The sequence below is a fragment of the Gemmatimonadaceae bacterium genome, assembly GCA_019752115.1.
Classification (GTDB): domain Bacteria; phylum Gemmatimonadota; class Gemmatimonadetes; order Gemmatimonadales; family Gemmatimonadaceae; genus Gemmatimonas.
The window spans coordinates 153481-180319 of sequence record JAIEMN010000045.1 but is presented as its reverse complement, the minus strand read 5'-3'; the positions used below and the strand labels follow the sequence as shown (position 1 = coordinate 180319).

General features: G+C 68.0%; 19 protein-coding genes. 15 read left to right on the top strand and 4 right to left on the bottom strand.

The genetic code is table 11. The features are described 5' to 3' along the window. The first annotated feature begins 63 nt into the window (after window positions 1-63). Genes K2R93_18650 through K2R93_18620 form a run of 7 tightly spaced genes read left to right on the top strand, consistent with a single transcriptional unit; the run spans window position 64 to window position 11177 of the window. Complete coding sequence (locus tag K2R93_18650; GenBank protein MBY0491867.1) at window positions 64-2349, top strand: protein kinase; 2286 nt, start codon at window positions 64-66, stop codon at window positions 2347-2349. Continuing rightward, window positions 2346-5015 (top strand): protein kinase, encoded by a 2670-nt coding sequence (locus K2R93_18645; GenBank protein MBY0491866.1) that lies wholly within the window; start codon window positions 2346-2348, stop codon window positions 5013-5015. The genes K2R93_18650 and K2R93_18645 overlap by 4 nt, the downstream gene beginning before the upstream one ends. Before the next feature lie 10 nt (window positions 5016-5025). Further along, a complete protein-coding gene (locus K2R93_18640) occupies window positions 5026-7728 on the top strand; it encodes a serine/threonine protein kinase (GenBank protein MBY0491865.1) in 2703 nt (900 codons plus the stop codon). 24 nt (window positions 7729-7752) lie between these two features. Continuing rightward, window positions 7753-9273 carry a hypothetical protein gene (locus K2R93_18635; protein ID MBY0491864.1) on the top strand — a complete coding sequence of 507 codons (1521 nt, stop codon included), beginning with the start codon at window positions 7753-7755 and terminating at the stop codon, window positions 9271-9273. Between the two features lie 47 nt (window positions 9274-9320). Next, window positions 9321-9614 (top strand): hypothetical protein, encoded by a 294-nt coding sequence (locus tag K2R93_18630; protein MBY0491863.1) that lies wholly within the window; start codon window positions 9321-9323, stop codon window positions 9612-9614. Window positions 9615-9625: 11 nt separating this feature from the next. Continuing rightward, entirely contained in the window at window positions 9626-10060 is a 435-nt protein-coding gene (locus K2R93_18625) for a PIN domain-containing protein (GenBank protein ID MBY0491862.1), read from the top strand. Window positions 10061-10082: 22 nt separating this feature from the next. Then, window positions 10083-11177, top strand: a complete 1095-nt coding sequence (locus tag K2R93_18620; protein ID MBY0491861.1) for a PLP-dependent aminotransferase family protein — start codon at window positions 10083-10085, stop codon at window positions 11175-11177. Between the two features lie 65 nt (window positions 11178-11242). Here K2R93_18620 and K2R93_18615 read toward each other — a convergent pair whose 3' ends face one another. Further along, window positions 11243-11632, bottom strand: a complete 390-nt coding sequence (locus K2R93_18615; GenBank protein MBY0491860.1) for a PIN domain-containing protein — start codon at window positions 11630-11632, stop codon at window positions 11243-11245. Further along, the gene (locus K2R93_18610) at window positions 11629-11922 is read right to left on the bottom strand and encodes a type II toxin-antitoxin system prevent-host-death family antitoxin (protein MBY0491859.1); all 294 of its coding nucleotides are present in this window, start codon (window positions 11920-11922) and stop codon (window positions 11629-11631) included. Before K2R93_18610 ends, K2R93_18615 begins: the two co-directional genes overlap by 4 nt. A 92-nt stretch (window positions 11923-12014) precedes the next feature. Between K2R93_18610 and K2R93_18605 the strand changes: the two genes are divergently transcribed. The 3 genes from K2R93_18605 to K2R93_18595 all read left to right on the top strand — a co-directional run bounded on the left by K2R93_18605 (window position 12015) and on the right by K2R93_18595 (window position 17373). After that, entirely contained in the window at window positions 12015-14432 is a 2418-nt protein-coding gene (locus K2R93_18605) for a protein kinase (protein ID MBY0491858.1), read from the top strand. Continuing rightward, complete coding sequence (locus tag K2R93_18600) at window positions 14425-16671, top strand: protein kinase (protein ID MBY0491857.1); 2247 nt, start codon at window positions 14425-14427, stop codon at window positions 16669-16671. Before K2R93_18605 ends, K2R93_18600 begins: the two co-directional genes overlap by 8 nt. Window positions 16672-16794: 123 nt before the next feature. After that, complete coding sequence (locus K2R93_18595) at window positions 16795-17373, top strand: Uma2 family endonuclease (protein MBY0491856.1); 579 nt, start codon at window positions 16795-16797, stop codon at window positions 17371-17373. Window positions 17374-17453: 80 nt separating this feature from the next. Here K2R93_18595 and K2R93_18590 read toward each other — a convergent pair whose 3' ends face one another. Beyond that, a complete protein-coding gene (locus tag K2R93_18590; protein ID MBY0491855.1) occupies window positions 17454-18017 on the bottom strand; it encodes a Uma2 family endonuclease in 564 nt (187 codons plus the stop codon). Between the two features lie 184 nt (window positions 18018-18201). Here K2R93_18590 and K2R93_18585 point away from each other — a divergent pair, with 184 nt between their 5' ends. From K2R93_18585 to K2R93_18570, 4 genes are all read left to right on the top strand, one after another. Beyond that, window positions 18202-20841: a serine/threonine-protein kinase gene (locus tag K2R93_18585; GenBank protein MBY0491854.1), complete on the top strand. Its 2640-nt coding sequence runs from the start codon at window positions 18202-18204 to the stop codon at window positions 20839-20841. Between the two features lie 58 nt (window positions 20842-20899). Then, window positions 20900-23263 carry a protein kinase gene (locus tag K2R93_18580; GenBank protein ID MBY0491853.1) on the top strand — a complete coding sequence of 788 codons (2364 nt, stop codon included), beginning with the start codon at window positions 20900-20902 and terminating at the stop codon, window positions 23261-23263. Between the two features lie 136 nt (window positions 23264-23399). Further along, window positions 23400-23975, top strand: coding sequence for a Uma2 family endonuclease (locus K2R93_18575; protein ID MBY0491852.1), 576 nt, complete (start codon window positions 23400-23402; stop codon window positions 23973-23975). Window positions 23976-24132: 157 nt separating this feature from the next. Next, window positions 24133-24921 carry a hypothetical protein gene (locus K2R93_18570; protein MBY0491851.1) on the top strand — a complete coding sequence of 263 codons (789 nt, stop codon included), beginning with the start codon at window positions 24133-24135 and terminating at the stop codon, window positions 24919-24921. Window positions 24922-24950: 29 nt separating this feature from the next. Here K2R93_18570 and K2R93_18565 read toward each other — a convergent pair whose 3' ends face one another. Continuing rightward, complete coding sequence (locus tag K2R93_18565) at window positions 24951-25430, bottom strand: nuclear transport factor 2 family protein (protein MBY0491850.1); 480 nt, start codon at window positions 25428-25430, stop codon at window positions 24951-24953. Between the two features lie 28 nt (window positions 25431-25458). Here K2R93_18565 and K2R93_18560 point away from each other — a divergent pair, with 28 nt between their 5' ends. Then, on the top strand, window positions 25459-26832 hold the full coding sequence (locus K2R93_18560) for a sulfatase-like hydrolase/transferase (protein MBY0491849.1): 1374 nt from the start codon (window positions 25459-25461) through the stop codon (window positions 26830-26832). Window positions 26833-26839: the final 7 nt, after the last annotated feature.

Below are 26839 nucleotides of genomic sequence, written 5' to 3'. Positions count from 1 at the left end.
GCGCCGGATTGGCGACCGCCGCGAGCCACCGGTAACCTTGGGGCACCCCTCCACCGGCAGGTCATGAGTAGCGGAGTCTCCGAATCGTTCGCCAAGGCCCTGGAAGGCCGCTACGACCTCCAGCGCGAGCTGGGCGCCGGCGGCATGGCGACCGTCTACCTTGCCCGGGATGTGCGCCACAACCGCGACGTCGCCATCAAGGTGCTGCGCGGGGAGGTCGGGCAAGCCGTCGGACAGGAGCGCTTCGAGCGGGAAATCCAGATCGCGGCGCGACTGAGTCACCCGCATATCCTACCGCTCTTCGACAGTGGCGCGGCCGAGGGGCTGCTCTTCTACGTCATGCCGGTGGTGTCCGGCGAGAGCGTGCGCGATCGGTTGGATCGGGAGCGGCAGCTCAACGTGGCCGATGCCATTCGACTCGCCTGCGAGGTAGCGGGCGCACTCGACTACGCACATCGGCAGGGCGTGGTGCATCGCGACATCAAGCCGGAGAACATCCTGCTGCAGGACGGACACGCGCTGCTCGCGGATTTCGGGATCGGCAAGGCGCTGAGCGGTGTGCAAGGGGAACTCGTGACGCAGACCGGCGTCACGGTGGGCACGCCCGCGTACATGAGCCCCGAGCAGGCCGCCGGAGATGCCGTGGATGGACGCAGCGATCTCTATACGCTGGGGTGCGTCTTGTATGAACTGCTGGTCGGGGAGCCGCCGTTCACGGGGGCCACGACGCAGGCGATCATCGCCAAGCGCTTCGTACAGACACCGGCCGATGTCTCCGCGCTTCGCGACGCGGTGCCGCGCACCGTGGGGCGGGTGGTCAGTCGCACACTCGCGCGCGTACCGGCCGATCGCTTCGACACGGGAGCCGCGCTGGTGGCGGCGCTGCAGGCGTCGCTCACGCCTGAGCCGAGCGCTGTGGCGCGTGCCGCCGCGCCGGAGCGATCGCTGGCGGTGCTGCCGTTCATCAATCGCAGTGGCAACAGCGAGGATCAGTTCTTCAGCGACGGCCTGTCGGAAGATCTCACGACCGCACTCTCGGGCGTGCGCGGTCTGCAGGTGGCCTCGCGCACGTCGGCATTCCGCTATCGCGCGAGTGATCTCGATGTGCGGGATATCGGGGCGCAGCTCAACGTCGCCCATGTGTTGGAAGGCAGCGTGCGGCGGTCGGGGAGCAAGCTGCGGGTCACGGCGCAGCTGGCCGCGGCCGCGACCGGATACCAGCTCTGGTCGGAGCGCTTCGATCGGGAGCTCACCGACGTCTTCGAGATTCAGGATGAGATCGTGAGCGCCATCGTGAGCGCGCTGGTGCCCACACTGATGGCCGATGAGTCGTCAGCTCCCGTGCCACGGTCGGCCGCGCAGGGCACGGTCAACGCAGAAGCGTATGAGCTGTATCTGCGGGGGCGGCACCTGTCTCAGCAACGCTCGCCGGCAGCGTTACGCGCCGCCATTCAGGCCTTTACGCAGGCGGCGGCACTCGATCCCGCCTATGCGCTCGCGTACTGCGGGCTGGCAGACTGCTACGGCATTCTGCGCGTCTACGGGTGGACACGACGCGAAGAGAATGTCGATGCGGCACGCGCCGCGGTGGAGCGCGCGATGCAGCTCGCGCCGGATCTCCCCGAGGTGCAGTTCGCGCGCGGGTTCTTTCAGTTCTATTTCGAGCGACGCTGGGTTGACGCGGGGCCGTGGTTCGTCCGCGCCGAAGAGCGCGCGCCGCGCAATTCGCTCATCCAGATCTACAGCGCGCTCTTCTACACCATGACGCGCGACGCGGCGGCGGTCCGGCGGCACGTCGCGCGGGCGCAGGAGGCGGATCCGCATTCGCCGTTCATTTTTGGGCTGTCGAGTTGTGCCTGGTACATCCTGGGCGACCTGCCGGCAGCGGAAGCGGCGGCGCGGCGCGCGGTGGAGTTGCAGGCGGATCACATGCTCGCGACGTGGACGCATATGGTGGCGCTCGCCGCCCTGAACCGGTACGCGGAAGCACTGCCGCTCGTGCGGCGCGTACTCGCGGTCTCGCGCGCTCCCGCGTTCATGGGGGTCTGCGGACTGGTGCTCGCGCGGGCCGGCCGTCGAGACGAGGCGTACGAGCTGCTCGCGGAGATCGACGACCGGACCCGCGACGGCGAGTACGCTGGGGCGCATGCGCGGCTGCACATCTATGTCGGCTTGGGTGATACGGACGCGGTGCGGCGTGAGCTCGCGCTCGCCGCCGAGGAAGTCACTCCGCCGTTCACACTCTGGGTGTGGGGCGGGCCTTTTCTCGAGGCGTTCCGCACCGATCCGGAGATCGGCCGGCTGCTCGATGCGTGGGAGAGCGGTGAGATTCCGGCGGGCACGGCATGAGCACTCTCGAGGCGTTACGCACGGCGCTGACCGGCCGCTACGACCTCCAGCGCGAACTCGGCGCCGGGGGCATGGCCACGGTGTATCTCGCCCGCGATGTGCGCCACAATCGCCAGGTCGCGCTCAAGGTCCTGCACCCTGAGCTCTCGGCGGTGCTCGGTCCCGAGCGATTCCTCAAGGAGATCGAGCTCACCGCGAATCTGCAGCATCCGCACATCCTGCCGCTCTTCGACAGCGGGGAGGCGGGCGGGCAGCTGTTCTATGTGATGCCGTTCGTGGAGGGCGAGTCGCTGCGGGCGCGCCTCGATCGCGAACAGCAGCTGAGTATCCCGGACGCCATTGCCCTCGCGCGGGAAGTCGCCGGCGCGCTGCACTACGCGCACGAGCGCGGCGTCGTCCATCGCGACATCAAGCCTGAGAACATCCTGCTCCAAGGCGGGCACGCGCTCGTCGCCGACTTCGGCATCGCGCTCGCGGTACAGCAGGCAGGCGGGCAGCGCATGACGCAAACAGGGCTCTCGCTCGGTACGCCGCAGTACATGGCGCCCGAACAGGCGATGGGCGAGCGGACCGTCGACGCGCGGGCCGATGTGTACGCGCTCGGCGCCGTGACGTACGAAATGCTCACCGGCGAGCCGCCATTCACCGGGCCGAGCAGTCAGGCGATCGTGGCGCGCGTGCTCACCGTACCACCGGCGCCGCCGACGCAGACGCGCAGTACCGTCCCCGCGCATGTCGAGGCCGCGGTGCTCGCGGCGTTGCAGAAGGTGCCGGCGGATCGGTTCGCGAGCGCGCAGAAGTTTGCGGAGGCGCTGATCACGCCGACCACGGCCATGCCAGCGGCCAGTACGCCACCGTCGCCGCCTGACGCGCCGCCTACGGCGGGCGGGCGAACGCCGACCCTGGCGCTCGTCGCGACGCTCATGCTGGCGATCAGCGTGGGCGCGTGGGGATGGCTGCGACCGCACGCCGGTTCGCCGGCGGACGAACTGCCGGTCTCGGCACAATTCACCGTCGAGTTTCCGGCCGGCACCACCTTTGACAACATCTATGCGCCGCTCGCGATCACCAGCGACGGCCGCACGTTGATCTTCCGCGGTACGGTCAATGGCGAAGCGCAGGCGATGCGCCGCGATCTCGACAAGCTCGAGATCACGCCGATTCCGGGAACGGCGAATGCCGGCTGGTTCAACGTGTCGCCGGACGACGAGTGGTTGTTGTACGCCGAAGGCAACGGCGTGGGTGGGTCAGGGCAAATCCATCGCCTCTCGCTGCGTGGCGGACAACCCACGAACATTGTCGCGCGCGGTGAACAGTTGACCTGGCTGGGCAACGACTCGCTGCTCCTCGGGCTCCCCAGCCTGCGTGTCGCCAGTGTGACCGGCTCCGATTCGGGGCGCGTGGCGGTGGCCGTGGACCGGCAACGCGGTGAAGTGAGCATGCGCTGGCCGCTGGTACTCGACGATCGGCGCCATGCGATCTACACCAGCTGGGGCAACGACGGCCTCGCCGGGGCAAGGCTGGCGATCGCGGATCTCCAGGCCCACACCTCGCGCCCGCTCGATCTGGCAGGGGTCATGACCCTCGGCATCAGCGACCATCGCCTCTACTGGGTGACGCTCGGCGGCACGGTGATGTCGGTGCGCTTCGACGCGAAGACCCTTACGCCGCAGGGGGCGCCTCGTGAGCACCTCCGCGGCGTGTTCGTGGCGCCGAATGTGGGGCACGCGCGAGCGGTACTGTCCGCGTCGGGCACACTGGCGTACCTCATGGACGATGGCATGTGGAGCAATCTGGTCCTGTTCGACCGTCGGGGCGGCAGCGTCAAATCAGTCTCCATGACCAATGTCTCGAGCGTCGCCTCCCCCAAGTGGTCACCCGATGGCAGACGAATCGCGGTGGAGATTGTCAGCGCCCAGGGGGCGTTCGACGTGGGGGTGGTCGATCCGTCCACCGGCTCCGTCCAGCGGCTGACGAGCGACGGGAAGAGCCGCACACCGGTGTGGTCCGCCGACGCCCGGTCCGTCTACTTCATCTCGTGGCGCAGCGGGTCCGGCATGATCTGGCGACAGCCCGCCGACGGAACGGGCACCGCAGAGCAGGTCGGCGTCGTGGGCAACGCCACGCAGCTGGCCGCCAGCCTGGACAGCACGCGCCTCGCGGTGCTCGACGGGAGCACCGTTCGCGCCTTCGACATCGGTGCGCGCACCATGCGCGACGTCTTCACGGAGACGACACAGGTCGAGCATCTCGCGCTGTCACCCAACGGACGCTGGATCAGCTACACCAGCACCAGCGGATCGCGACGCCAGGTTGTTGCCCGACCATTCCCGGGCGGTGGCGCGCCCCTTCCGCTCACGATCGAAGAGGGCGGTGAGCCCGTGTGGTCCGCGGATGGCCGAACCCTGTTCTACCTCTCGTCGCGTGAGCAGATGCGGTCGCTCTCGATCGAGGAAGGGGCAACCCTTCGCGTCACCGGCCGCCACGACGAGGTGAATGGTCCGTATTTCGCGCTGGGGGCCAGCAACCGTCAGCATTTCGATGCGGCCCCTGATGGCCAGCACTTCGCGGGCTTGCGGCGGCTCAACGCCCGGCCGCGCCTGATCGTCATCACCAACTGGCGCCAGCAGGTGGAGGCGTCTCTGGCCACCACCAGACCCGAGTGAATTTGCCTCGATGACATCGGAATCGCTGCCCTCAGGGCTCTCCGGCCGCTACGAGCTCCAACGTGAGCTTGGCGCAGGGGGCATGGCCACCGTGTATCTCGCGCGCGACGTCCGCCACAATCGCCAGGTCGCGTTGAAGGTGCTGCATCCCGAACTCTCGGCGGTCATCGGCCCCGAACGCTTCCTCAAGGAGATCGAGCTCACCGCGAACCTGCAGCACCCGCACATCCTGCCGCTCTTCGACAGCGGCGAGGCGAACGGACAACTCTTCTACGTGATGCCGTTCGTGGAGGGCGAGACGTTGCGAGCGCGGCTCACCCGTGAGCAGCAACTCCCCATTCCGGACGTGATCGGTCTGGCGCGCGAGGTCGCTGGCGCGCTGCAGTACGCGCACGAACGCGGGGTGATTCATCGCGACATCAAGCCCGAGAACATCCTCCTCCAGGGTGGGCATGCGCTGGTCGCCGACTTCGGTATCGCCCTCGCAGTGCAGCAGGCGGGCGGGCAACGCATGACCCAGACCGGGCTCTCCCTCGGCACCCCGCAGTACATGGCGCCCGAACAGGCCATGGGCGAGCGCGCCGTCGATGCCCGAGCGGACGTCTACGCACTGGGCGCGGTCACCTACGAAATGCTGACGGGTGAACCACCCTTCAGTGGGCCGTCGAGTCAGGCGATCGTGGCGCGTGTGCTCACGGTGCCACCGGCACCACCGGCACCACCGGCGCAAACACGCAGCACGGTGCCGGCCCATGTTGAAGCGGCCGTGCTCGCGGCGTTGCAGAAGCTGCCGGCTGATCGACCGGCAACCGCGCAGAAGTTTGCCGACGCCTTGACCGGTGGGTTGGCGCTCGCTCCGCCGAGCCCCCCAGTGGCTTCAACGATCAAGACGAACCCCGTCCGTCGGGGCGTGCCGGCGTGGCTGTTTATCGCAGCCTGTGCGCTTTGCATCGTGATGGGATGGCTCGCGTGGCGCTCACGCGAAGACCAGACGACGTCAGTGCCCGCGACCCGCTTCACGCTTGCCCTGCCTGATTCGATCGTGTTGGCACCGCTCAATACGCAAGTTGGCGTCGCCATGTCGCCCGACGGGCGGGAGTTCCTGTTCCCGGCCCTTGGGCCGAACGGGCTTTCCCTCTACCGGCGACGACTCGATAGCCTCCGTCTTCAACAACTGCCAGCCACCGTTGGAACGGGCAATCCGATGTACTCGCCCGACGGTAACTGGCTCACGCTGGAGGATGAGGAGAACCGACTCGTTCGTGTACCCGTCGCCGGCGGAACGCCACAGATTGTGGACAACCTCGGCTACCGATCGTCGTGGGGCGAACACGATCGCCTGCTGTTCTTGCGCGAAGGCCGGCTCTATCTGCAGGACGGCTTCAGCACGGCTCCACGGCTGCTGGCGACGCCGAAGAATGGCGAGTTCTTCGCCTTTCCCTTTGTGCTGCCCGGTGCCGACGAAGCGCTCGTGAATATCATCGCGCCGGGCGTCGTGAACCCGGACGAGTTTCGGATCGCAAAGGTGTCACTGAAGACGGGCGCCGTTTCGCTGCTGAACGCACGGGGCGCCCAGCCACGGTTCGTGCCACCGAATTTCCTGCTGACGTCGTGGCAGGATCAGTCATTGCGGGTCGCGGAGTTCTCACCAGCGGCAACCGCGGAAGTCGGTTCGCCAACGGTGGCGTTGGAGAACGTGCTGGTGCGCACGGGCGGTGGCGCGCTGTATGGCGTATCGCGGAACGGCGTGCTCGCCTACGTCACCACGGGCGGCACGCCGAACCCGGTGTTGATCTCACATGGCCAGACGCGGGTGATCCGCGTCGATCGATCGCTCGGCGTCCTCGTCGGCGGTGCACGTTTTTCACCGGATGGGTCACAGTTCACACTCGCCACGGACCTGGGGGGAAACGTCGGCTCGATCCTGATCGGCTCGTCGGCAACGGGCGACGTTCAGCCGTTGGTCCGCTCGCCAGGCTTCACGTCCGGCTCCTTTCCAGTCTGGCGCGCGGATGGACGCGCGATCATCTGGGCCGCGCGCAATTCGCTCACGGAAGGCGGCGGCGTCATCCTGCAGAAGGCCGTCGACGGCACGGGGCTGGTCGATACGCTCTACCGGTTGCCCAAGGGCGAGGGGCTGTATGGTTTGGAGTCCTGCGGCGCTCGCGATTGCCTGTTGCTCCAGGTCCGTTCCCCCTCTGGCGACGTCGAGATCCGCGAGCTGACGCTCACGCCATCGGTGAATGCGCGCCGCCTGCTCACGCTGCGCAGCTTCGGTGTACTCCGTGTCTCGCCCGACGGTCGATGGCTCGCCACCACCGAGATCGAACGCGGTGCCGCCTCGCTGTTCATCTTCGATCTCGCGCACCCTGAGCGCCGGGTGCTGGTGGTGGGCGCCTCCGTCTCGCAGATGGCGTGGCTGCCCGATAGTGCGACCTCGGTGTATCGCTACGGCAACGACCTCCTCACCGCGACGCTGCAGGTGAGTGACCGCGTGACGATCGCGCGCCGCGACACCTTGGGTGTTGGCAAGTGGGCGTCTATTTCGCCGGGCGCACTGGCGAACGTTGGATCGACGCTGGCCACGATCGACGCCAAGACCGGTACACTGTTGGGATCGGTCTCGCCGGCGGGCTCGAGTATCGCCGTCGTCGTGGTGACCGACTTCCTCGACGAGTTGCGGCGGCGCCTCGCGCTCACGAAAGGGCAATAGCTTCACCATTCGCTTTCGTACCCCATGACCGACCTCTCCCGCCGCACCTTCACCCAGCTCCTCGGCGCCGCTGCCCTCACCGGCGCGCTCCCTTCCGCGCTGTCTGCCGACACTCCGCTCATGCCCGAGACTCCGAGCACCCCCGCCGACGAACTCACATCGCTCTCCGCCACCGAACTCGCGGCGCGCATTCGCCGCAAGCAGGTCTCGGCGCGTGAAGTGCTCGACGCCCATCTTACGCGCATCGACCGCGTGAACCCCAAGGTCAATGCCATCGTCACGCTGGTCCCCGACATGGCGCGCGCCTGGGCCAAGGCGGCCGATGAGAAGCAGGCGCGCGGCGAGGCGCTTGGGGTCCTGCACGGATTGCCGGTTGCCCATAAGGATCTCGTGGACACCGCCGGCATTCGCACCACGAAGGGGTCGAAGCTCTACGCCAACAATGTCCCCACCATCGATGCGCTCATCGTGAAGCGCATCCGCGCCGCCGGCGCGATCACGCTCGGCAAGACCAACACCCCCGAGTTCGGCGCCGGCTCCAACACCTTCAACGAAGTGTTCGGCCCCACGCGCAATGCATTCAACCTGAACAAGACCGTGGGTGGCTCGAGCGGCGGCGCCGCGTGTGCGCTCAATTGCAACCTCGTGCCCATCGCCGACGGCAGTGACACCGGCGGCTCACTGCGCAATCCGGGCGCGTGGAACAACATCGTGGGCTTCCGTCCCTCGCCGGGGCGGGTGCCCGATGATGACGGCTCGTGGAGCCCGCTCTCCACGAGCGGCCCGATGGCGCGCAGTGTGGAAGACGTGGCGCTCTTTCTGTCGGCCATCGCCGGCTTTCACGCTGGCGATCCCACCGCGCTGACCGATGATCCGGCACTCTTCCGCAAGCCGCTGGCGGCGAGCATGAAGGGGAAGCGCATCGCGTGGTTCACCAGCATGGGCGGCATTCCCTTCGAGCCCGAGATCACGCGCGTGGTGAATGCGAACCGTCAGGCGTTCGTGGACCTCGGCTGCCTCGTGGAAGACGCCGAGCCCGATTTCAGCGGCGTGGACGAGGCGTTCCCCACGCTGCGACACCTCTCGTATCACGCGAGCTACGCCAAGCTCTCGCGCGAGAATCCCACGATGTTCAAGGAGACGGTGAAGTTCGAGATCGCCGAGGCCGAGCGGCAGACGGCCGCGGATGTCGCGAAGGCCAGCGCCCGGCAGAACCAGATGTGGCGACACGTCACCCAGTTCTTCGGGAAGTACGACGCGTTCGTCTGCCCGGTCACACAGGTCGAGCCGTTCGACATCACCACCGAGTATCCGACCGTGGTGAACGGCGTGAAGATGCCCACGTACATCGACTGGATGCGAAGTGCCTGGTACGTGACGTTCATGCAGTGCCCGGCCATCAGCGTGCCGGGGGGCTTCAGCGCGAACGGTCTGCCGGTGGGGGTGCAGATCGTGGGCAAGCCCCGCGGCGACTGGGCGCTGCTGCAGCTGGCGCATGCCGTGGAGCAGGCGACGGGCCACGGGAAGCGGCGACCGACATTCTGAAGGGTCGGCGCCTCCCATATTCCCAGCAATATGGGTATATTTCTCACATGAAGACGACCATCGAGCTCCCGGACGACCTGTATCGCCGAGTGAAGGCCAAGAGCGCCCTCGAGGGGAAAACGGTGCGCGAGGTGGCCACCTCGCTCTTTCAGCAGTGGGCCGATGGGACGCTGCCCCAAGGGCAGTATCCCGAAGGATCCGCAGAGGAAGCCGACCGTCTCCGGCGAGCGGAAGAATGGATGGCGTCGTTCCGGGCCCTGGGCCGTGAGATGGGGGATGCGGCGACTGAGGGAAGCGTCGTCGAGCAGCTCTTCGAAGATCGTCGCGCCCGTGACGTCTGATGGTCGATCGCATGGCACCGACCGTCACGCTCGACGCCTCCATCTGGATCGCCGCGCTCCGCCTCAATGAACCGGCACACGAACTCGCGGATCAGCTGTTGCTGTCACTCCTGAAGCAGGGTGCGCAGTTCGTGCAGCCGACGCTCTTCGCGATCGAGGTGGGGGGCGCGATGCGTCGGCGCACGGGCGACGTCTCGCGTGCCCAGCGGGCCGTCGACCGCATCGCCTCGCTTTCGGCACGGCTCGTGGTCATCGATGAGCGCTTGGCTGCCGACGCCACATCGGTTGCGGTGCAGGCGGGCATTGCCGGTGCGGACGCGTGCTACGTCGCGACCTCGCGTCAGCATCGGACGACCTTGCTGACGCTCGACGATACGCTGATCGGTCGCGCCGCTGCCTTGGCCGACGTCTGCCACCCTCGCACGTGGCTCGAGCGCTCGACATGACTCCCGCGAACCAGAGCTCGGCGTGATCATCGACTTCGGCAACGGCCAACCGTCGCTCTCGCTGCTCCCGGTCGATGCGCTGCGCACCGCGGCCGATCACTTTCTCGCGCAACGCGACGCGGCATGGCTGCAGTATGGCGCCGATCAGGGGGAGACCGGCTTTCGCGCGGCCCTCGCGGCGTTCCTCACGCGACGCTACGGCGTGTCGGTGCACGCCGATGCCTTGATGACCACCACCGGCAACTCGCAGGCGCTCGACCTCATCTGCACGCGCTTCACCAAGCCGGGCGACACGATCTTCGTCGAAGCGCCCACGTATTTCCTGGCGCTCGATGTCTTCCGCGATCACGGGCTGCACGTGGTGGGCATCCCCATGGATGGCGACGGGATGCGTCTCGATGCGCTGCACGAAGCGCTCGCGGTGCATCGGCCGGTCCTGCTCTACACCATTCCGTCGTTTCAGAACCCGACGGGTATCACGCTGTCCGCCGAGCGACGGCAACCGATGCTCGAGACGTGTGCGGCGCATGACGTGCTCGTGGTGGCCGACGAGGTGTATCAGCTGCTCGATTTCGGCGCGCCGCCGCCGCCACCGCTCGCGACGTATGGCATCGGTCGCGTGCTGGGGCTCGGGTCGTTCTCGAAGATCTGTGCCCCCGGGTTGCGACTCGGGTGGATCCACGGCGACGCCGCGCTGCTCGATACGCTCATGATGTCCGGACTCGTGCAGAGTGGCGGCGGGCTCAATCCGTTCACGTCGGGCGTGGTGACCAGCCTGCTCGAACTCGGGCTCGCGGATGCGGGCCTCGATGCGCTGAAGCAGGTGTACGCCCGTCGGACCGCCGTGCTGTGTGAGGCGCTTCGCGACATGCTCCCCGATGCGCGGTTCCTGGTGCCACAGGGAGGCTACTTCGTGTGGGTAGAGCTCCCCGCTGGCGAGTCAGCCGTGGAGCTGTTGCCGGTCGCGCGTGAGCTGGGGGTCACGTTCCATCCGGGCACGCGCTTCGTGAATCGCGAGCAGTTCGCCGATACGATGCGGCTGAGCTTTGCGCACTACGACGTGGAGGTGCTCGTCGAGGGCGTGCAGCGATTGGCGCGCGCGCGCCGGTCGGCTTGATCAAGGGGTCAGCGATCAAGGGGTCAGAGTCGTTGATCGGTGACCGATCAACGACACTGAACCCGTTATAGCCGCAAAACCGCGAACCCCAAAGCCACCCCCACCGCCCCCAGCCGCGCATCGAGCGTGAGGAACGTGAGCTCGGCGGGATCGGGCGTGAGATAGAGCGCGGTGGCGAGATGCAGGCAGTCGGCGCCGCGGACATAGCCGGCGGCGAGGACGCGCTCGATTTCGGGGCGGAGGGAGCGGGTGGGCAGCACCGGCCAGACGCGATCGAGCATGATGAACTCGACCGGCATCCGCTCGCGCCGTGCGGCACTGAGAACTTCCGCTTCGAGCAGCACGGACGAGTGCAACTCGTCGAAGGCGGCCAGACGCCCTCGTTGGTCGGTGTCGTTCTGCTGCCCGAAGATGCGCGCCAGGACCACTGAACTGTCGACATACGCGAGCTTCACTCCCGCTCCTCCAGGAATCGCTCGAGTGCACCCGGGATGTACGGACGCGGCGGCAGGTCGAGGAGATCTTTGGGCGACCCCTTCCCCTCCAGGATCTGCCCCGTCGCCTTGAGCTCCGCGATTCGCTCCGCCAGCGTCTGCTTCCGCGGCGGCTTGGGCTCAATGGGCCTGAGCTCCGCCACCGGCTGCCCATGCACGGTGATGGTGTACGACGCGCCGCCCTCGCGCACGGCGCGCACGAGCGCGGAGAGGGTCGCCTTGGCCTGATAGAGCGAGATTTCTTCCGACATACCGTGAATTCTAGTCAGATTTTCTGGTCTGACTAGTCTGACCATATCGAATTCACTGGCCGTTCATCCCATCGCACGACAACTTGGCACGAGTGAATGACGCCCCTTCCCGCCTGACGGCGGCCCTCGGCGAGCGCTACCGCATCGACCGCGAACTCGGCGGCGGAGGCATGTCGCGGGTGTACCTCGCCCACGACATCGCGCTCGATCGCGCCGTCGTGCTCAAGGTGCTCTCGCCGGATCTGGCGGGCGAGATGAGCGCCGAGCGCTTCATGCGGGAGATCCGGCTGGCGGCCTCGTTGCAGCAGGCGAACATCGTGCCGCTCCTCTCGACGGATGTCGCCGCAGACATGCCGTACTACGTCATGCCGTACGTGGATGGCCAGTCCCTGCGACACCGGCTGCAGAGCGGCACACCCATTCCGCTGACGGAGGCCGTCGGCATTCTCCGCGATGTGGCGCGCGCGCTCGGCTATGCGCACGCGCGCGGCGTCGTGCACCGGGACATCAAGCCCGACAACATTCTGCTCTCGCACGGCACCGCCATGGTGGCCGACTTCGGCATCGCCAAAGCCATACGAGCCGCGCGGACCGGAGCGCACCCGTCACCGACGTCGTCGGCCGATGACGCGGTGACCCTCACCCGCGTGGGCAGTTCGCTCGGCACGCCGGCCTACATGGCGCCCGAGCAGATCACCGGCAGTGAATCGGTGGATCAGCGGGCGGACCTCTATGCGTGGGGGTGTCTCGCGTTCGAGCTGCTCACGGGCGCCCCACCGTTCACCGGCACCGTGCAGCGGGTGCTGGCCGCCCATCTCGCCGAATCGCCATCGGCGCTCACCACGCTGCGACACGACGCGCCGGCCGGTCTCGCGCGGGTCGTGATGCAATGTCTCGCCAAGGACCCGGCGCAGCGCCCCGCCGATGCGGCGGCCGTGCTGGCCGCGCTCGAGGAGACCACCACGAGCGAACGTCCTGCTGTTTCGGGACGGGCCCGCATGGTGTGGGTGGCGACGGCGCTGCTGGCGGTCAGCGCGGTCGCGTGGTGGCAGCTTGGTCGAGCCCCTACCAGCGCATCGGGGCGCGAAACGAAAGCCGACGCCGCCGCGGCGACGCGCGCCTCGGTGGCGGTGCTGCCCTTCACCGAGATTGGTGGCTCGGACAGCGCCTATTTCGGTGATGGGATCGCGGAGACCCTCATCAGCGCTCTGGCCAGTGTGCCCGAACTCGATGTGGCGGCCCGCACGTCGGCCTTCTCCTTCCGCGGCAAGAATGAGGACGTGCGCGAGATCGCCAGGCAGCTGGGAGTCGCGACCGTCCTGGAAGGCAGTGTCCAGCGAGCCGGCGACCGTCTCCGCATCACGGCGCAATTGGTGAAGGCCGGCGACGGCGTCTCGCTCTGGTCGCAGACCTTTGACAAGACGGCCGCCGACATCTTCGCGGTGCAGGACGAGGTCGCGCAGGCGGTGATCGGCGCGCTGCGTGGCAAGGTCATTGCGGCGAATCAGCGGACGACGACGTCAACGCGTGACCTGGCGGCGTACGAACTGTATCTGCAGGCGCGGGCGCTGGCCGCACGACGGGGGACGCGGGATCTGATCGAAGCCATCGGGCTCTACCGGCAGGCGATCGCCCGTGATTCGCTGTACGCGCAGGCGTGGGCGGGACTGTCCGAGGCGTACATTCTGCGGGCGTTCTACTCTGATGTCCCACCGGTGGAGACGTTCGCAGCGGCCCGCAGCGCGGTGAACCGGGCGTTGGCCATCGATTCGCTGCTGCCCGAGGGCGTGCTCAACCTCGGCTACCTCAAGCTCGTCCAGGACTGGCGCGCCCATGAGGCCGACAGCATCGTGCGACGCGCGATCACGCTCGCGCCCGGCAACGCGACCGCCCACAAGTGGTTCTACGATATCCGTTACGTCTACGGCGACTCAGCGGGCGCGCGCGAGGCGATCCGGCGCGCGTTCCAGATCGATCCGCGATCGGCCGTGATTCGCGCCAACATGCATCAGATCACCATCCTTGCAGGTGATACGACCGAGGCAGCGCGCTGGGCCGACAGCGTACGGCAGATCGACCCCGACCAAACGCTCTTTCAGCGCGATCGGAGTCTGCGGGCGGCGATGGCCGGCGATTCGACGACCTTCTTCGACGCCCAAACTCGGTTGGAGCGCCGCGTCGACAATTTTGGCGCGCCGCTCGCCGAACTGCGAAGTGCCTGGCAGGTCGGCGGTGCGCGGGCGGCGGCGTTGCGGCAGGTCGCGACCTTCACGCGCGCCCAGCGATGGCTCGATGTGGCCCGCTGGCATCAGGTCACAGGTGACCGCGACGCCATGTTCGCGGCGCTCGCCGAGGTCCGTAAGCGGCACGACGCCTTTGCCGCGTTCCTTGGCGAATTCTGGCTGGTCTCCAACGACCCCCGCTGGGCCGCGCATCGCGCCGCCATGGGGCTCCCTTGTGGTTGCCGCGCTGACGCAACCGCGAAGACCGACGGCACCGTCCGTGACTGACCGGCCCATGTTGGCTGAGCGCCTGACCGCCGCCCTCGCTGACCGTTACCGCCTCGACACCGAGCTCGGCGTTGGCGGCATGGCCACCGTGTATCGTGCGCACGATCTCAAGCACGACCGCGCGGTCGCCATCAAGGTGCTCCGCCCCGAGCTCGCCAATGCCGTCGGCGCCGAGCGGTTTCAGCGCGAGATCCAGCTCGCCGCGCGGCTGTCGCACCCGCACATCCTGCCGCTCTTCGATTCGGGCGGCGTGGGCGACACGCTGTACTACGTGATGCCCGTTGTGCGCGGCGAGTCGCTGCGCGACCGGCTCGACCGGGAAAAGCAGCTGCCGGTGGCCGACGCCGTGCGCCTCGCGCGAGAAGTCGCCGCCGCGCTCGAGCACGCGCATGCGCAGGGCGTCGTGCATCGCGACATCAAGCCGGAGAACATCCTGCTGCAGGATGGGCACGCGCTGCTCATGGACTTCGGCATCGGCAAGGCGCTGAGCGAAGTCGCCACCGACACCATCACGCAGGTCGGCATGACGGTGGGAACGCCGGCGTACATGAGTCCCGAGCAGGCGGTTGGTGACCACGTCGACGGGCGCAGCGATCTCTACTCGCTCGCGTGCGTACTCTATGAGCTGCTCGTAGGGGAGCCGCCATTTACCGGCGCGACGGTGCAGGCGGTCATCGCGAAGCGCTTTGTGCAGACGCCCGCCGATGTCACCGCGTTGCGTGAAGGCGTGCCACGCGCCGTCGGTAAGGCGTTGCAGCAGGCGTTGCAGCGCAGTCCAATCGATCGGCCCGCGATCGCCGATTGGCTGCAGCAGCTTGGCACGGCGACCACCGCCGAGGTGGCCGCGCGCTCGGCGCCACCGCGATCGATTGCGGTGCTCCCGTTCACGAACCTGAGTCCCGATCCGGAGAACGCGTACCTGGGTGATGGCATCGCCGAGGATATCATCGGCCTGTTGTCACGCGTGGAGGGGCTGCACGTCGCCGCCAAGATCTCCGCGTTTTCGTTCAAGGGGAAGCAGGTCGATCTCCGGACCATTGGCGAGGCCCTGAATGTCTCGGCGGTGCTCGAGGGGAGCGTACGCAAGGCCGGCAATCGTGTACGCATCACCGTGCAGCTCATGAGCGTCGCCGATGACTATCAGCTCTGGAGTGATCGGTACGATCGCGAGTTGGTGGATGTGTTCGCGCTGCAGGATGAGATTGCCACCGCGATTGCGGAGCGGCTACAGCTGACGCTGGTGCCGCGGGAAGCACCACCAGCAAAGGCCACAACGAGAGAGGTTGAAGTCTACGAGCTCTGCGTGCGCGCGAGAGCGCTCATCACGCAGCGTGGCTTCGCGGTGTACGAAGCGGTACGCGTACTCGAGCGCGCCCTCGAGGTTGCCCCCGAGGATCCAACGGCGCTGGGTCTCATGGCTGCCGCGAGCCGCCTGCAGTTTCAGCAAGGCGTCGATCGAACGGATGTGCTGCTTCCGCGAGCAATGGCCTTTGCCAAGCGCGCCTACGCGATCGCGCCGACCAATCCGGAAGCACTGGTGGCGTATGGCGGCATGCTGACGTTTGAGAGTATCCGAAACCGAGTCGAGGCGGGGCGCCTCTTCCGAGAAGCACTGGCGATTGATCCGCGCTATTCGGAGGCTCGCACGCTGTATGCCGGATGGATCCTCATTATGGGCGGCGATGGCGCGCAGGATGACGAGGGCGCCGCTGAACTGCGCCGCGCGACCGTTGAGGATCCCCGCAACGTGGCCGTGCTCGGCATCTCCGCCGCCCTGCTGGCGCTGATCGGAGCGCACGAGGAGGCGCTCGCGCTCGCGCGCCGGGCACTCGAGGTGGATCCCACGGCGTTCGTCGCGCATTGGACGGCCGGGTTTGTGGCGCACTGGTCCGGTGCCACACAGTTCGGGCTCGACGTGCTCATTCCTCGCATCGATCGGTTCGGTCGGAATCCTTGGTTGGTCCACACGCTGTGCGGGCTGTATGTGCAAGCGGGCGATCGGGCACGCGCAGAGGCCGCGTACGCTGAATTGCAGGCTCGCGCCCAACTGCAGCTGATTCCGTCCTACTCGCTCGCCTGTTGCGCGACGTATCTCGGTCGTATCGACGAGGCGATGGATCATGCGTTCGAGTCGGTCCGCAAGCGTGACGCCATCAACAGTTTCGCGTTTCACCGACATCCCGGGCTCGAGCCGATCTTCGCCCACCCGCGCTACCCCGAGCTCCGCGCGCTCATGTAGCCGAGTAGACTCGGCCGCCTCGCCGAGCGTAGCTTGGCGGTGCGAGATGATGACGGGCCGGTGACGCAGCGCCGTAGCGTTGCGGCCATGACCCGAACCCGCACACAACGCCGGAGGCCCGCTATGGTGGCCGCGCCTGTTGGAATGACCGCCGAGCAGCTCGTCGGCTACGAGATCCCCGGCAAACGGGTGGAGCTCGTCCGCGGTGTGCTCGTCGTGCGGGAGCCGGCGAGTTTCCGCCACGGCGACATCGCGGCACGACTCGCCGTCGCGCTCCGTCAGCATCTCGTTCGCGAGCGCGACGCCAACGGCTGGTCGCAGTCGCGCGGGCGCCTCGCGATCGCCGATCCCGGCTTCACCCTCGAGCGGCACCCGGACACCGTTCGCGCACCCGACGTGGCGTACGTCTCGCGCGAGCGCTTCAGCGGCCCCTTCCCCGACGGCTTTCCCGAGCTCGCCCCCGATCTGGCGGTCGAGGTGCGCTCCCCGGGCGACCGCCCCGGCGAACTGCTGGCAAAGGTGGCCGACTTTCTCTCGGCCGGCACCCGCGCGGTGTGGGTCGTCGTGCCATCGCACGAGCAGGTGCACGTCTATCGCGCCGATGGCGCCATCGCGGTGCTCGGCGTGGCCGACCACCTCATCGACGCCGAACTCCTGCCGGATTTCGATCTGCCGGTCGCCGAGCTGTTCGCGGACGACTGAGTCGTTCGGCGATTGCCGCGCGCGAGCGGGCGGCGATGTATTCGGCAGCGGCGGGCTGACGCATAGGCCGACGCCTACCGCTACGCTGGCCCGAGTACCTCGGCAAAGAACGCCTCGAGCTCCAGCACGAATGGCGTCTCCGCACCGGCGGGCTGCCAGTGCAGTGCCTCCGCGTGGATGCTCGGGCGGTCGTCTGCTGGCAACCATTGCTCCACCAGGCGCGCGTCGAGATCCACGATCCAGTATTCGATGCCGGCGCGCTGATACCGACCGCGCTTGACCACCCGGTCAAACCGCGCGGTACTCGGCGACAGCACCTCGATGAACAGCAGCGGATGCCCGCGCTCCTCGTCCGTGCGCGGGCGGCGCCCGTCCACGAGCGGAACGACGTACAGATCCGGTTGGACCACCGTATGGAGATCGAGCACCCAGTCAGAGGGGGCGCTGAAGAGAGCGCCGACGCCGGATTCACGTACCCAAGGTCCCAACGCCAACGCCAGCTCCATGACCGCCGACTGATGCGGGGTACGCGGCGATGGACTCACCAGCAGCTCCCCGTCCACGCATTCATACCGGTGCGTCGGATCGTCGGGCAGCGCCTGCACCTCAGCGGCCGTCCAGAGTCGGTGGTCAAGCGCGGGCATGGCCATAGTCTGCCGAGGGAAAGGGGTGAGCGGCAAGAGGGCATGACCGACGATAGGCCTACTGGTCCGGCCGAGTGTCATCAAATCGTCGCGCATCGTGTCATTCCAATGCGAGACACCGGCGAGACACCGTGAAATCGAACCACGCAGCGGCCGCGCGTCCTGCGGTGCATCTTCAGCCGTCATGAGTACGCTCACCCGCCTCACCACCGCCCTCGCTGACCGCTACCGCGTCGACCGTGAACTCGGCGCCGGCGGCATGGCCACCGTGTACCTCGCCCACGACCTGCGCCATGGCCGCGATGTGGCCATCAAGGTGCTGCACCCCGATCTCGGTGCAGCGCTGGGCGGCGATCGCTTTCTGAGCGAGATCCGCACGACGGCACAGTTGCAGCATCCGCACATTCTGGGATTGCTCGACAGCGGCGCGGTGGATGGGCTGCTGTACTACGTCATGCCGTATGTGCGCGGCGAAACGCTGCGGGCGCGACTGACGCGCGAAACACAGCTACCGGTTGCCGACGCCATCGCGATTGCCACCGCCGTGAGCGATGCGCTCGCAGAGGCGCACGCGGCCGGCATCGTGCATCGCGACATCAAGCCGGAAAACATCCTGCTGCAGCAGTCCGCCAACGGCAGTCATCCGCTGGTGGCCGACTTCGGTATTGCACTCGCCGTGCAACAGGCCGGCGGTGCCCGCATGACGCAGACGGGGCTCTCGCTCGGCACGCCGCAGTACATGGCGCCCGAGCAGGCGATGGGTGACAAGGTCATCGACGCCCGGGCCGACATCTACGCCGTGGGCGCGGTGCTCTACGAGATGCTCGCCGGCGAGCCGCCGTACACCGGCGCGAACGCGCAGGCGATTGTCGCCAAGCTGCTCACCGAGGCGCCGCGTTCGCTGATGGTCGTGCGCCCAGCCGTGCCGGAACAGGTCGACGCCGCCGTGCTCACCGCCTTGCAGAAGCTCCCGGCCGATCGGTTCCCCACCATTCAGGCGTTCAAGGCTGCGCTGCTCGGAGAGCAACGCACGCCACGCCCGATCGCCGGAGCGAGAACGCCAGCCGCGCGTGGGAGCGCGACGCGCTGGCTGCCCATCGCCGCCCTCATGGCCCTCGCGGCCGGGATCGGTGGCTGGTTCGTTGGCCAGCGCACGTCGAGCGCCGACGGCACGTCACGCGTGGAGTTCGCCTTCAACGCCGGGCCGCGCGCGTCGGCCAAGGCGCTGATTGCGATTGCGCCCGATGGGCACGCCGTGCTGCAGTCGATCGTGGATTCCGTGAAGGGGCGCCTGCTTGTCCAACGGTCGATGGGGTCATCCGCGATTGTGCCGGTCCCCGGCTCCGAAGGTGGGATCGCGCCGACCTATTCGCCCGATGGGAAGTGGATCTTCTTCAACCGCGACGGCGCACTGTTCAAGATCCCCGTTGAGGGCGGGTCCGCGACCATGATCGCGGAGCACGCCAACACCGCACTCAGCACGATCGGGCCAGACGGATACATCTACTTCTCTGGCGAGGCCTCAAGCGGTCTGTCGCGCCTGAAGGAGGGCGGCGCGATGGAAGTGGTCTCAAAGCCCAACGCCGCGCGCCATGAGTTCGGTCACTGGTATCCCTCGCTGCTGCCCGACGGAAAGACGCTGCTCTACGGCGCCTACTCGGCACCAGTCACGCGCTCGAGCATTCAGGCGCTCGATCTCGCCACTGGCAAGGTGACGGTGATCGTGGAGAACGCACTCTTTCCGCGGTATGTCGCGCCGGGCTATCTGCTCTTCGGTCGCGGCGGGGCGATCTTCGCCGCCCCGTTCGATGCGGCGTCGCTCAAGCTGACCGGTCCGCCCACGCCCGTGGTGGAGGATGTGTTCTCACTGCAGACCGATGGCTCGGTGGCCTTCGACGTGTCTTCGCGTGGCGACCTGGTCTACATCAAGGCCAGTGAGTTTGATGAACGATCGCGAGTGGTCTGGGTGGCCCGCGACGGCACGAATCGCGAAGCCTTCTCGGATCTGGCGGCGTGGGCCGATCCGCGCCTGTCACCCGATGGGCAGTGGATCGCCCTGACACGCACGCAGCCGGAACCGTGGTCGCTCTGGCTCTTCGATCGCCGCCGCGGTTCACTGAGTCAGCTGAGTGCGTTCAACGGGGCCGCGTTTGCGCCGGTGTGGGCACCAGACAGCAAATCGCTGTTCCATGCGCTCGAGACTCCGGCGTATGATCTGGCGCGCATCGCAATCACGGGCACGACGGTCGACACGCTGCTGCGTTCCGGCAGTGATAAGCACCCGACCGGCATCGCCCCGGATGGCTCGACATTGCTCTACACCGAGGTCGAGAAGGGCGACCACGCGTGGACCCTGGATCTCGCCACGCGGAGGTCGCAGGCGCTGGACAAGACACACAGCCTGCAGCTCGGGAGCGTCTTCTCTCCCGACGGGGTCTGGCTCGCCCTCTCCGAGAAGCAACCCGACGGCCGCACGCAGGTCATGGCGCGACGTCGCGATGGCACGGCGCGGGTGCAGGTCTCCATCGACGGGGGTGATCAGCCGCGCTTCACGCGCGGCGGTCGCGAGATTGTCTTTCGCAAGGGTCGCGATGTCTTCGCCGCCGATTTCGATCCGGCGAGCGGGACGCCGTCGCGGCCGGTTCGCCTCTTCTCCCGCAACACGGCCGGACGGATCAACGACCAGCGTACGACGGGGTACGACGTCACCCCCGATGGCTCGCAATTCCTCATGATCGAGCCGCTTGAGCGCGTGGGTGCGCTGCCCTCGCGCGTCATTCTGGGGTGGCGCGAGGAGCTGATGCGCCGGGTGCCGCGACCGTAGCCCACGCCGGGGGCCCACCCGCTGCGGATTGGCGTCGAACCGTGCATCTTGATCCCGCATGAGCACTCGGGATCGTCTCGCCACCGCCCTGGATGGCCGCTACCGCGTTGACGCCGAACTTGGCGCGGGTGGCATGGCGACGGTGTTTCGCGCCCAGGACCTCAAGCACGACCGGGTGGTCGCCATCAAGGTGCTGCGGCCGGAGCTCGCCTATGCGGTAGGGTCGGACCGTTTCCTGCGCGAGATCGCCACCACTGCGGCGCTGCGACACCCGCATATCCTGCCGCTCTACGATTCGGGCGATGCCGACGGATTGCTCTACTACGTCATGCCCTTCGTGGATGGCGAAACGCTGCGCGATCGGCTGCGGCGCGACGGGCGCCTCCCGGTGGCACTGGCGCTGCAGTTCGCGCGCGAGATCGCCGACGCGCTGGGCTATGCGCACGAACGGGGCATCGCGCATCGGGACATCAAGCCGGAGAACATCCTGCTCGAGCGCGGGCATGCGGTGGTGGCCGACTTCGGCATCGCGCGCGCCGTCGCCGCCACCGGCAGCGAACGCCTGACGCAGACGGGCTTCGCGGTCGGGACGCCGCTCTACATGAGTCCCGAGCAGGCCGTGGGCGACACCAACGTGGACGGCCGCAGTGATCTCTACTCGCTCGGCTGCGTACTCTACGAGATGCTCGCCGGCGAGCCACCGTTCACCGGCGAGACGGTGGCCCAGATCACGCAGCAGCATCTCATCGGCGCGGTGCCGCGCCTCTCGGCGGTGCGGCCGGAGGTCTCTCCCGGCGTGGATGCCGCCATCACGCAGGCGCTCGCCAAGGATCCATCGGCGCGCCCGTGGCCGGCTGCGCAGTTCGTGGACACGTTCGAGGCCACGACGTCACAACCGTCGGCACCGTTGCCTCGCCCCAGCACGCGCGGACACGCCCGTCGCCTCGTCGGGATGGTCGCCGCGGCGGCGATCCTGCTGGGCGGTGCCGCCGCGTGGTGGAAGTCGCGAACGCGCACGCTAGCCGCTCCGGCGGCCCCCGGGACGCCGATTGGTCGCATCGCCGTCATTCCGATGGACAACCAGACCGGCGATACCGCGCAACGCTTCTTTGCCGATGGCATGACGCGTGAAGTGATTGGTGTGCTGGCCGACGCCGGTGTCCGCGTACTTGGTTATCGCGCCGTCGCGCCGTACCGCAACTCGACCAAGCCGATTCGCGAGCTGGCGAACGAGCTCGGCGTGGATGCCATCGTGTCGGGGGCCGTCCTGCGCGGCGGCGAGGTCGTCTCGCTCTCGGCCGAACTCATCGACGCCCGCAGCGATGAGACCCTCTGGTCGCGCACGTTCGAACGACCGGCGCGCGACGTGGTCACCCTGCAGCGCGAAGTGGCGCGAGAGATCGCGCGGGGCATTCGCGCGGGGCTCACGCCTGACCAAACGCGCCGGCTCGCCGCCGCGCGTCAGGTCGATCCGCGCGCGTATGCGCAATATCTGCTCGGTCAGGAAGCGGCAGCGTTGCGCACGGCGGACGGGCTGCGGAAGGCCGTCGATCACCTGAGTCGATCGCTGGCCATGGATTCCACCTACGCTCCCGCATGGGCGGGGCTGGCCATCGCGCACGCGTATGCGCTCATCTATCAGACGGCGCCGCGTGACTCCGCCTATCGCACCACCATGCGCGCGGCCGATCGTGCCCTGACACTCGATCCCGACTTGGGCGATGCCTTCTATGCGCGAGGCGTCGCCCGGTTGCACGACCGGTGGGAGTTTGCCGATGCCTTCGCCGACTTCGCCGCCGCCGACGCGCGTCCGTCGTCGTCGCTTGGCGTGGGCATGGCGGTGTGGGCCATGTGGGAATCCGGTGACAGCACCGCGATCTCGCGCGCACGGCGGCTGGTCGATCAGGAGCCCACCACCGCGCAGTGGCGCAGCGATCTGGCATGGGGGCTCTGGTCCTCGAACCGCGCCGCCGAGGCCGTGCAGTCTGCGCGTACCGGCATCGCATCCGACACCACGTTCTACGAGATCTTCGACATCCTCTCGCTCGCGCTCGCCGGTCAGGGGCAGCATGCCGCCGCCGACAGTGCGCACCGCCGCGCGGTGCGCGTCGCCGGGGGGGACTACTGGGTGCGCCTCGTGAATGAAGGATTCCTGGCGTCCTACCGCGGCGACACGGCCGGTGTGCGACGGGCGCTCAAGGCCCTGGACGGGGACCCGCGTCTCGCCCAGCGCGCCAGCCTGCTGCTGTTGCTCGGCGAGCGCGACGCGGCGTACGCCATGTTCGACCGCGCGGTGACGGCGCGCGATCTCGACCTGCTGCAGATGCTCAATGGCATGCCGCCGCTGTTCCGCTTCCGTCAGGAGCCGCGGTATCAGGCGCTGCTGGCCCGCATTGGCATTCCGGAACGCCTGCGCGACTGAGCGCACGCGACGCGTCGCCGAGTAGACTCGGCGCACCCGCCGAGCGTAGGTTGCCCATACGGTGATGACGCCACGGTGACGCGTGGGCGTATCGTACCACATGACCACGACCCGATCGGCCGACCGGAGGCGCCCCATGCGCTCGGTGTCCCATGAGATGACGGCGGAACAACTGTTCGGCTACGAGGTGCCGGGCAAGCGCGTCGAGTTGGTGCGCGGCCAGCTGCTGGTGCGCGAACTGGCGGGCTTGCGTCATGGGAGCATCGGCGTGGAGCTCGCCTATCAGCTGCGACGCCACCTCGATGATGAGCTGAAGGCCGGCATCGTCTCCGCTCGGCGTGGCGCGGTCTTCGGCCCCGACACCGGCTTCGTGCTCACGCGCGGACCCGACACCGTACGCGCACCCGATGTGTCGTTCGTCCTCGCCGAGCGCGTGCCCGATCCCATGCCGGTGGGATTTGGCGAGTTGGCGCCGGATCTCGTGGTGGAGGTGCGCTCGCCGAGTGATCGGTCCGGGGCCCTGTTGGCCAAGGTTGGCGAATATCTCCTCGCGGGCGCGCACCTCGTGTGGGTGATCGATCCCGTTCGGCGCGTCGTGACCGTGTACCGCGCCGACGGGAGTGTGTCTGAGCTCGGTCCGGCGGACGCCCTGTCGGGTGAGGTGCTGCTCCCCGGGTTCTCACTCGCCGTACGTTCCGTGCTGGGGGAGTGACGCGGCGCCGCCGTCAGTGGGAACCCCGCCCCGGCCGTAGGGACTTCGCCGCTTGCCCCTCCCGGGCCCATCCGGTAAATGGGAGGTGGATGTCCGTTGCTCCGTGGGCGGCCCGTCACGGGCGCCGTGGAGCGTGCCCCTTTCGGTTGAGTGCGTTATGCGTCGTTCCGTTGCGTTCGGTCTCGTGTTGCTGACTGCCGTCGGCTGTGATGAAGCCCAGGATTCGGGGAAGGTCCCCCTTGGTGGGGCAGCCCCGATGGGCCAGGCGGCGGGGGCGCTGGCCGCCACGCCGGCCGCCGCGGCGGGGGACAACCTGTCGGGCACCGTGGCCGAGCAGATCGCCGCCCCGCCCTACGTCTATCTCAAGCTCAAGACGGGGAACGGCGAGGTGTGGGCGGCCGTGAACCAGGCCAAGATCGACGTCGGCCAGCAGGTGACGGTCTACGGCGCGATCCTGATGGAGAACTTCGAGTCGAAGACGCTCAACCGGACGTTCAAGCAGGTCTACTTCGGGTCGCTCGAACCGGTCGCCGGCGCTGACCCGAGCGCCGGTGGCGCGGCAGGGGGCGCGAGTGCGATGGGCTCCTCGGTCGGCACGCCGCCAGCGGTAGACGCCAAGGTCGGCAAGGTCGAAAAGGCGAGCGGCGCCGACGCCAAGACGATCGGTGAGCTCTGGGCCGAGCAGGGTGCGCTCGACGGCAAGACCGTCACCATTCGCGGCGTGGTCGTGAAGTACAATCCGCAGGTGATGGGCAAGAACTGGATTCACCTGCAGGACGGCAGTGGCGCCGCGGCGCAGAACACGCACGACATCACCGTCACCACACCCGACGACGCCGCGATGGGCGCCACGATTACCATCCGTGGCACCGTCCGCCGCAACAAGGACTTCGGGGCCGGCTACAGCTACGCGCTGATCATCGAAGACGCGAAGGTCTCGAAGTAACCGTCGGCGCGGCGCTTACTCCGGCGGGGTCACTTCTTCGGTGGCCCCGCCGGATGCTTTTCACACACCGGCGGCTGCTCGGCGCTCCAGGCGAGCGAGGCGATGCGCCAGGCGCTCCCCGTCTTCACGAGCGTGAACACATCCACGCCGCAGTGTGACCAGGCGCCGTTCAGGTAGAGATCGTACGGCATCCACACCATCGCCACACCGCCGCTGACACTCGCGCGCGGTGAGAAGCCGCGCTCCACAATGCCGCTGACCGGCGCCGTCCGCTGCGCCTCACGCGTGCGCACGCGATAGGTCGCCGCGCCATTCACGGTCCCGGTGGGAAACATCACCGCCTCCGGCACCATGAAGTCGGTGAACGCGACGGCGTCACCGCGGGTGAGCGCCGCGAGCGCGGAATCGGCCACCGCAATCACGGCCTTCTCCTCGGCCGATTGCGCGTGGGCCACGAACGGAGCCGCCACGAAGAGCGCGGCGGCGAGCAGCAGGCGGGAAGTAGGCATGCCGCGAATATAGGCGGTAGAATCGGAGATGCTCACCCTCCGCGCTCCGCGTCCCCTCCGCGCCCTCCGCTCCCTCCGCGTCCTCGTTGGGGCGGCGCTGCTCGGCGCTCCGCTTCCCGCGCAGACGCCGGCCGGCCGCCCCAATGTCGTATTGATCATCACCGACGACATGGGCTATGCCGACCTCGGCGTGTACGGCGCGAAGGACATCCGCACGCCCAACATCGACCGGCTCGCACGCGAAGGGGTCCGCTTCACCGACTTCTACGCCAACGGCACCACCTGCTCGCCCACGCGCGCCGGGTTGATCACCGGGCGCTATCAGCAGCGCTATGGCGTGGAGCAGCCACTGCCGGCCACCACGGCGCAGTTCAGCCCGGGGGAACGCGGGCTCGAGGCCTCCCCGTACTCCCTGCCCCGCTTGCTCAAGGCAGGCGGCTATGCCACGGCGCTCGTCGGCAAATGGCACCTCGGCTACGAGCCCTCGCAAAGCCCGCTGGCGCACGGCTTCGACTACTTCTTCGGCCTCAAGAGCGGCTATCACGACTACTGGCATCACACCGACAGCCGCGGCGAGCCCGATCTCTGGGAGAACGAGGCGCGCGTCTCGCTCGAGGGGTACAGCACGGCGCTCATCGCCGACAAGGCCATCGCGTTCATCGACGCGCACGCCAAGGCGCCGTTCTTCATCGATGTGGCCTTCAACGCGCCGCACTGGCCGTTTCAGCGCCCCGATACGCCAAGCAAGGCGGTGGGCAACGCGCGCTTTCTCAAACCCGCCGACTCGCTGACCAGCTCGCGCGCCGACTATGCCAGCATGGTCGAAGCGATGGACCGGCACGTGGGCCGCGTGCTGGCCGCGCTCGAACGGAACGGGATCGCCCGCCACACCATCGTGATCTTCACGAATGACAACGGCGGCGAGTGGCTCTCCGACAACACGCCGCTCTTCAGTCGCAAGTATTCGACGTGGGAAGGCGGGATTCGCGTGCCGGCCATCATGCGCTGGCCGGGGCATATTCGCGCCGGGACCGTCACGCCGCAGGTCGGCATCACGATGGACCTCAGCGCGTCGGTGCTGGCCGCCGCACACGTGCCCGTCCCCGCTGACGCAAAGCTCGACGGGATGAATCTCTGGCCGGTACTCGAGGGGCGCGCGCCGCGCACGCCCCGCACGCTGTTCTGGCGCTCGGTGCAGGCCAAACGGGACATGCGTGCGGTGCGCGACGGGGACACGAAGCTCGTGGTCGAGTCCAACCACATGTTTCTCTATGACGTGCGCCGCGATCCGGGTGAGCGGCGGGACATGGCCCGCCTCCGCCCCGACGTGGTGCGCGCGCTCGCGCTCAAGCTGCAGGCGTGGGAGCGTGACGTGGACGCCGAGTTCGCGACGCGGAAGTAAGCCCCCC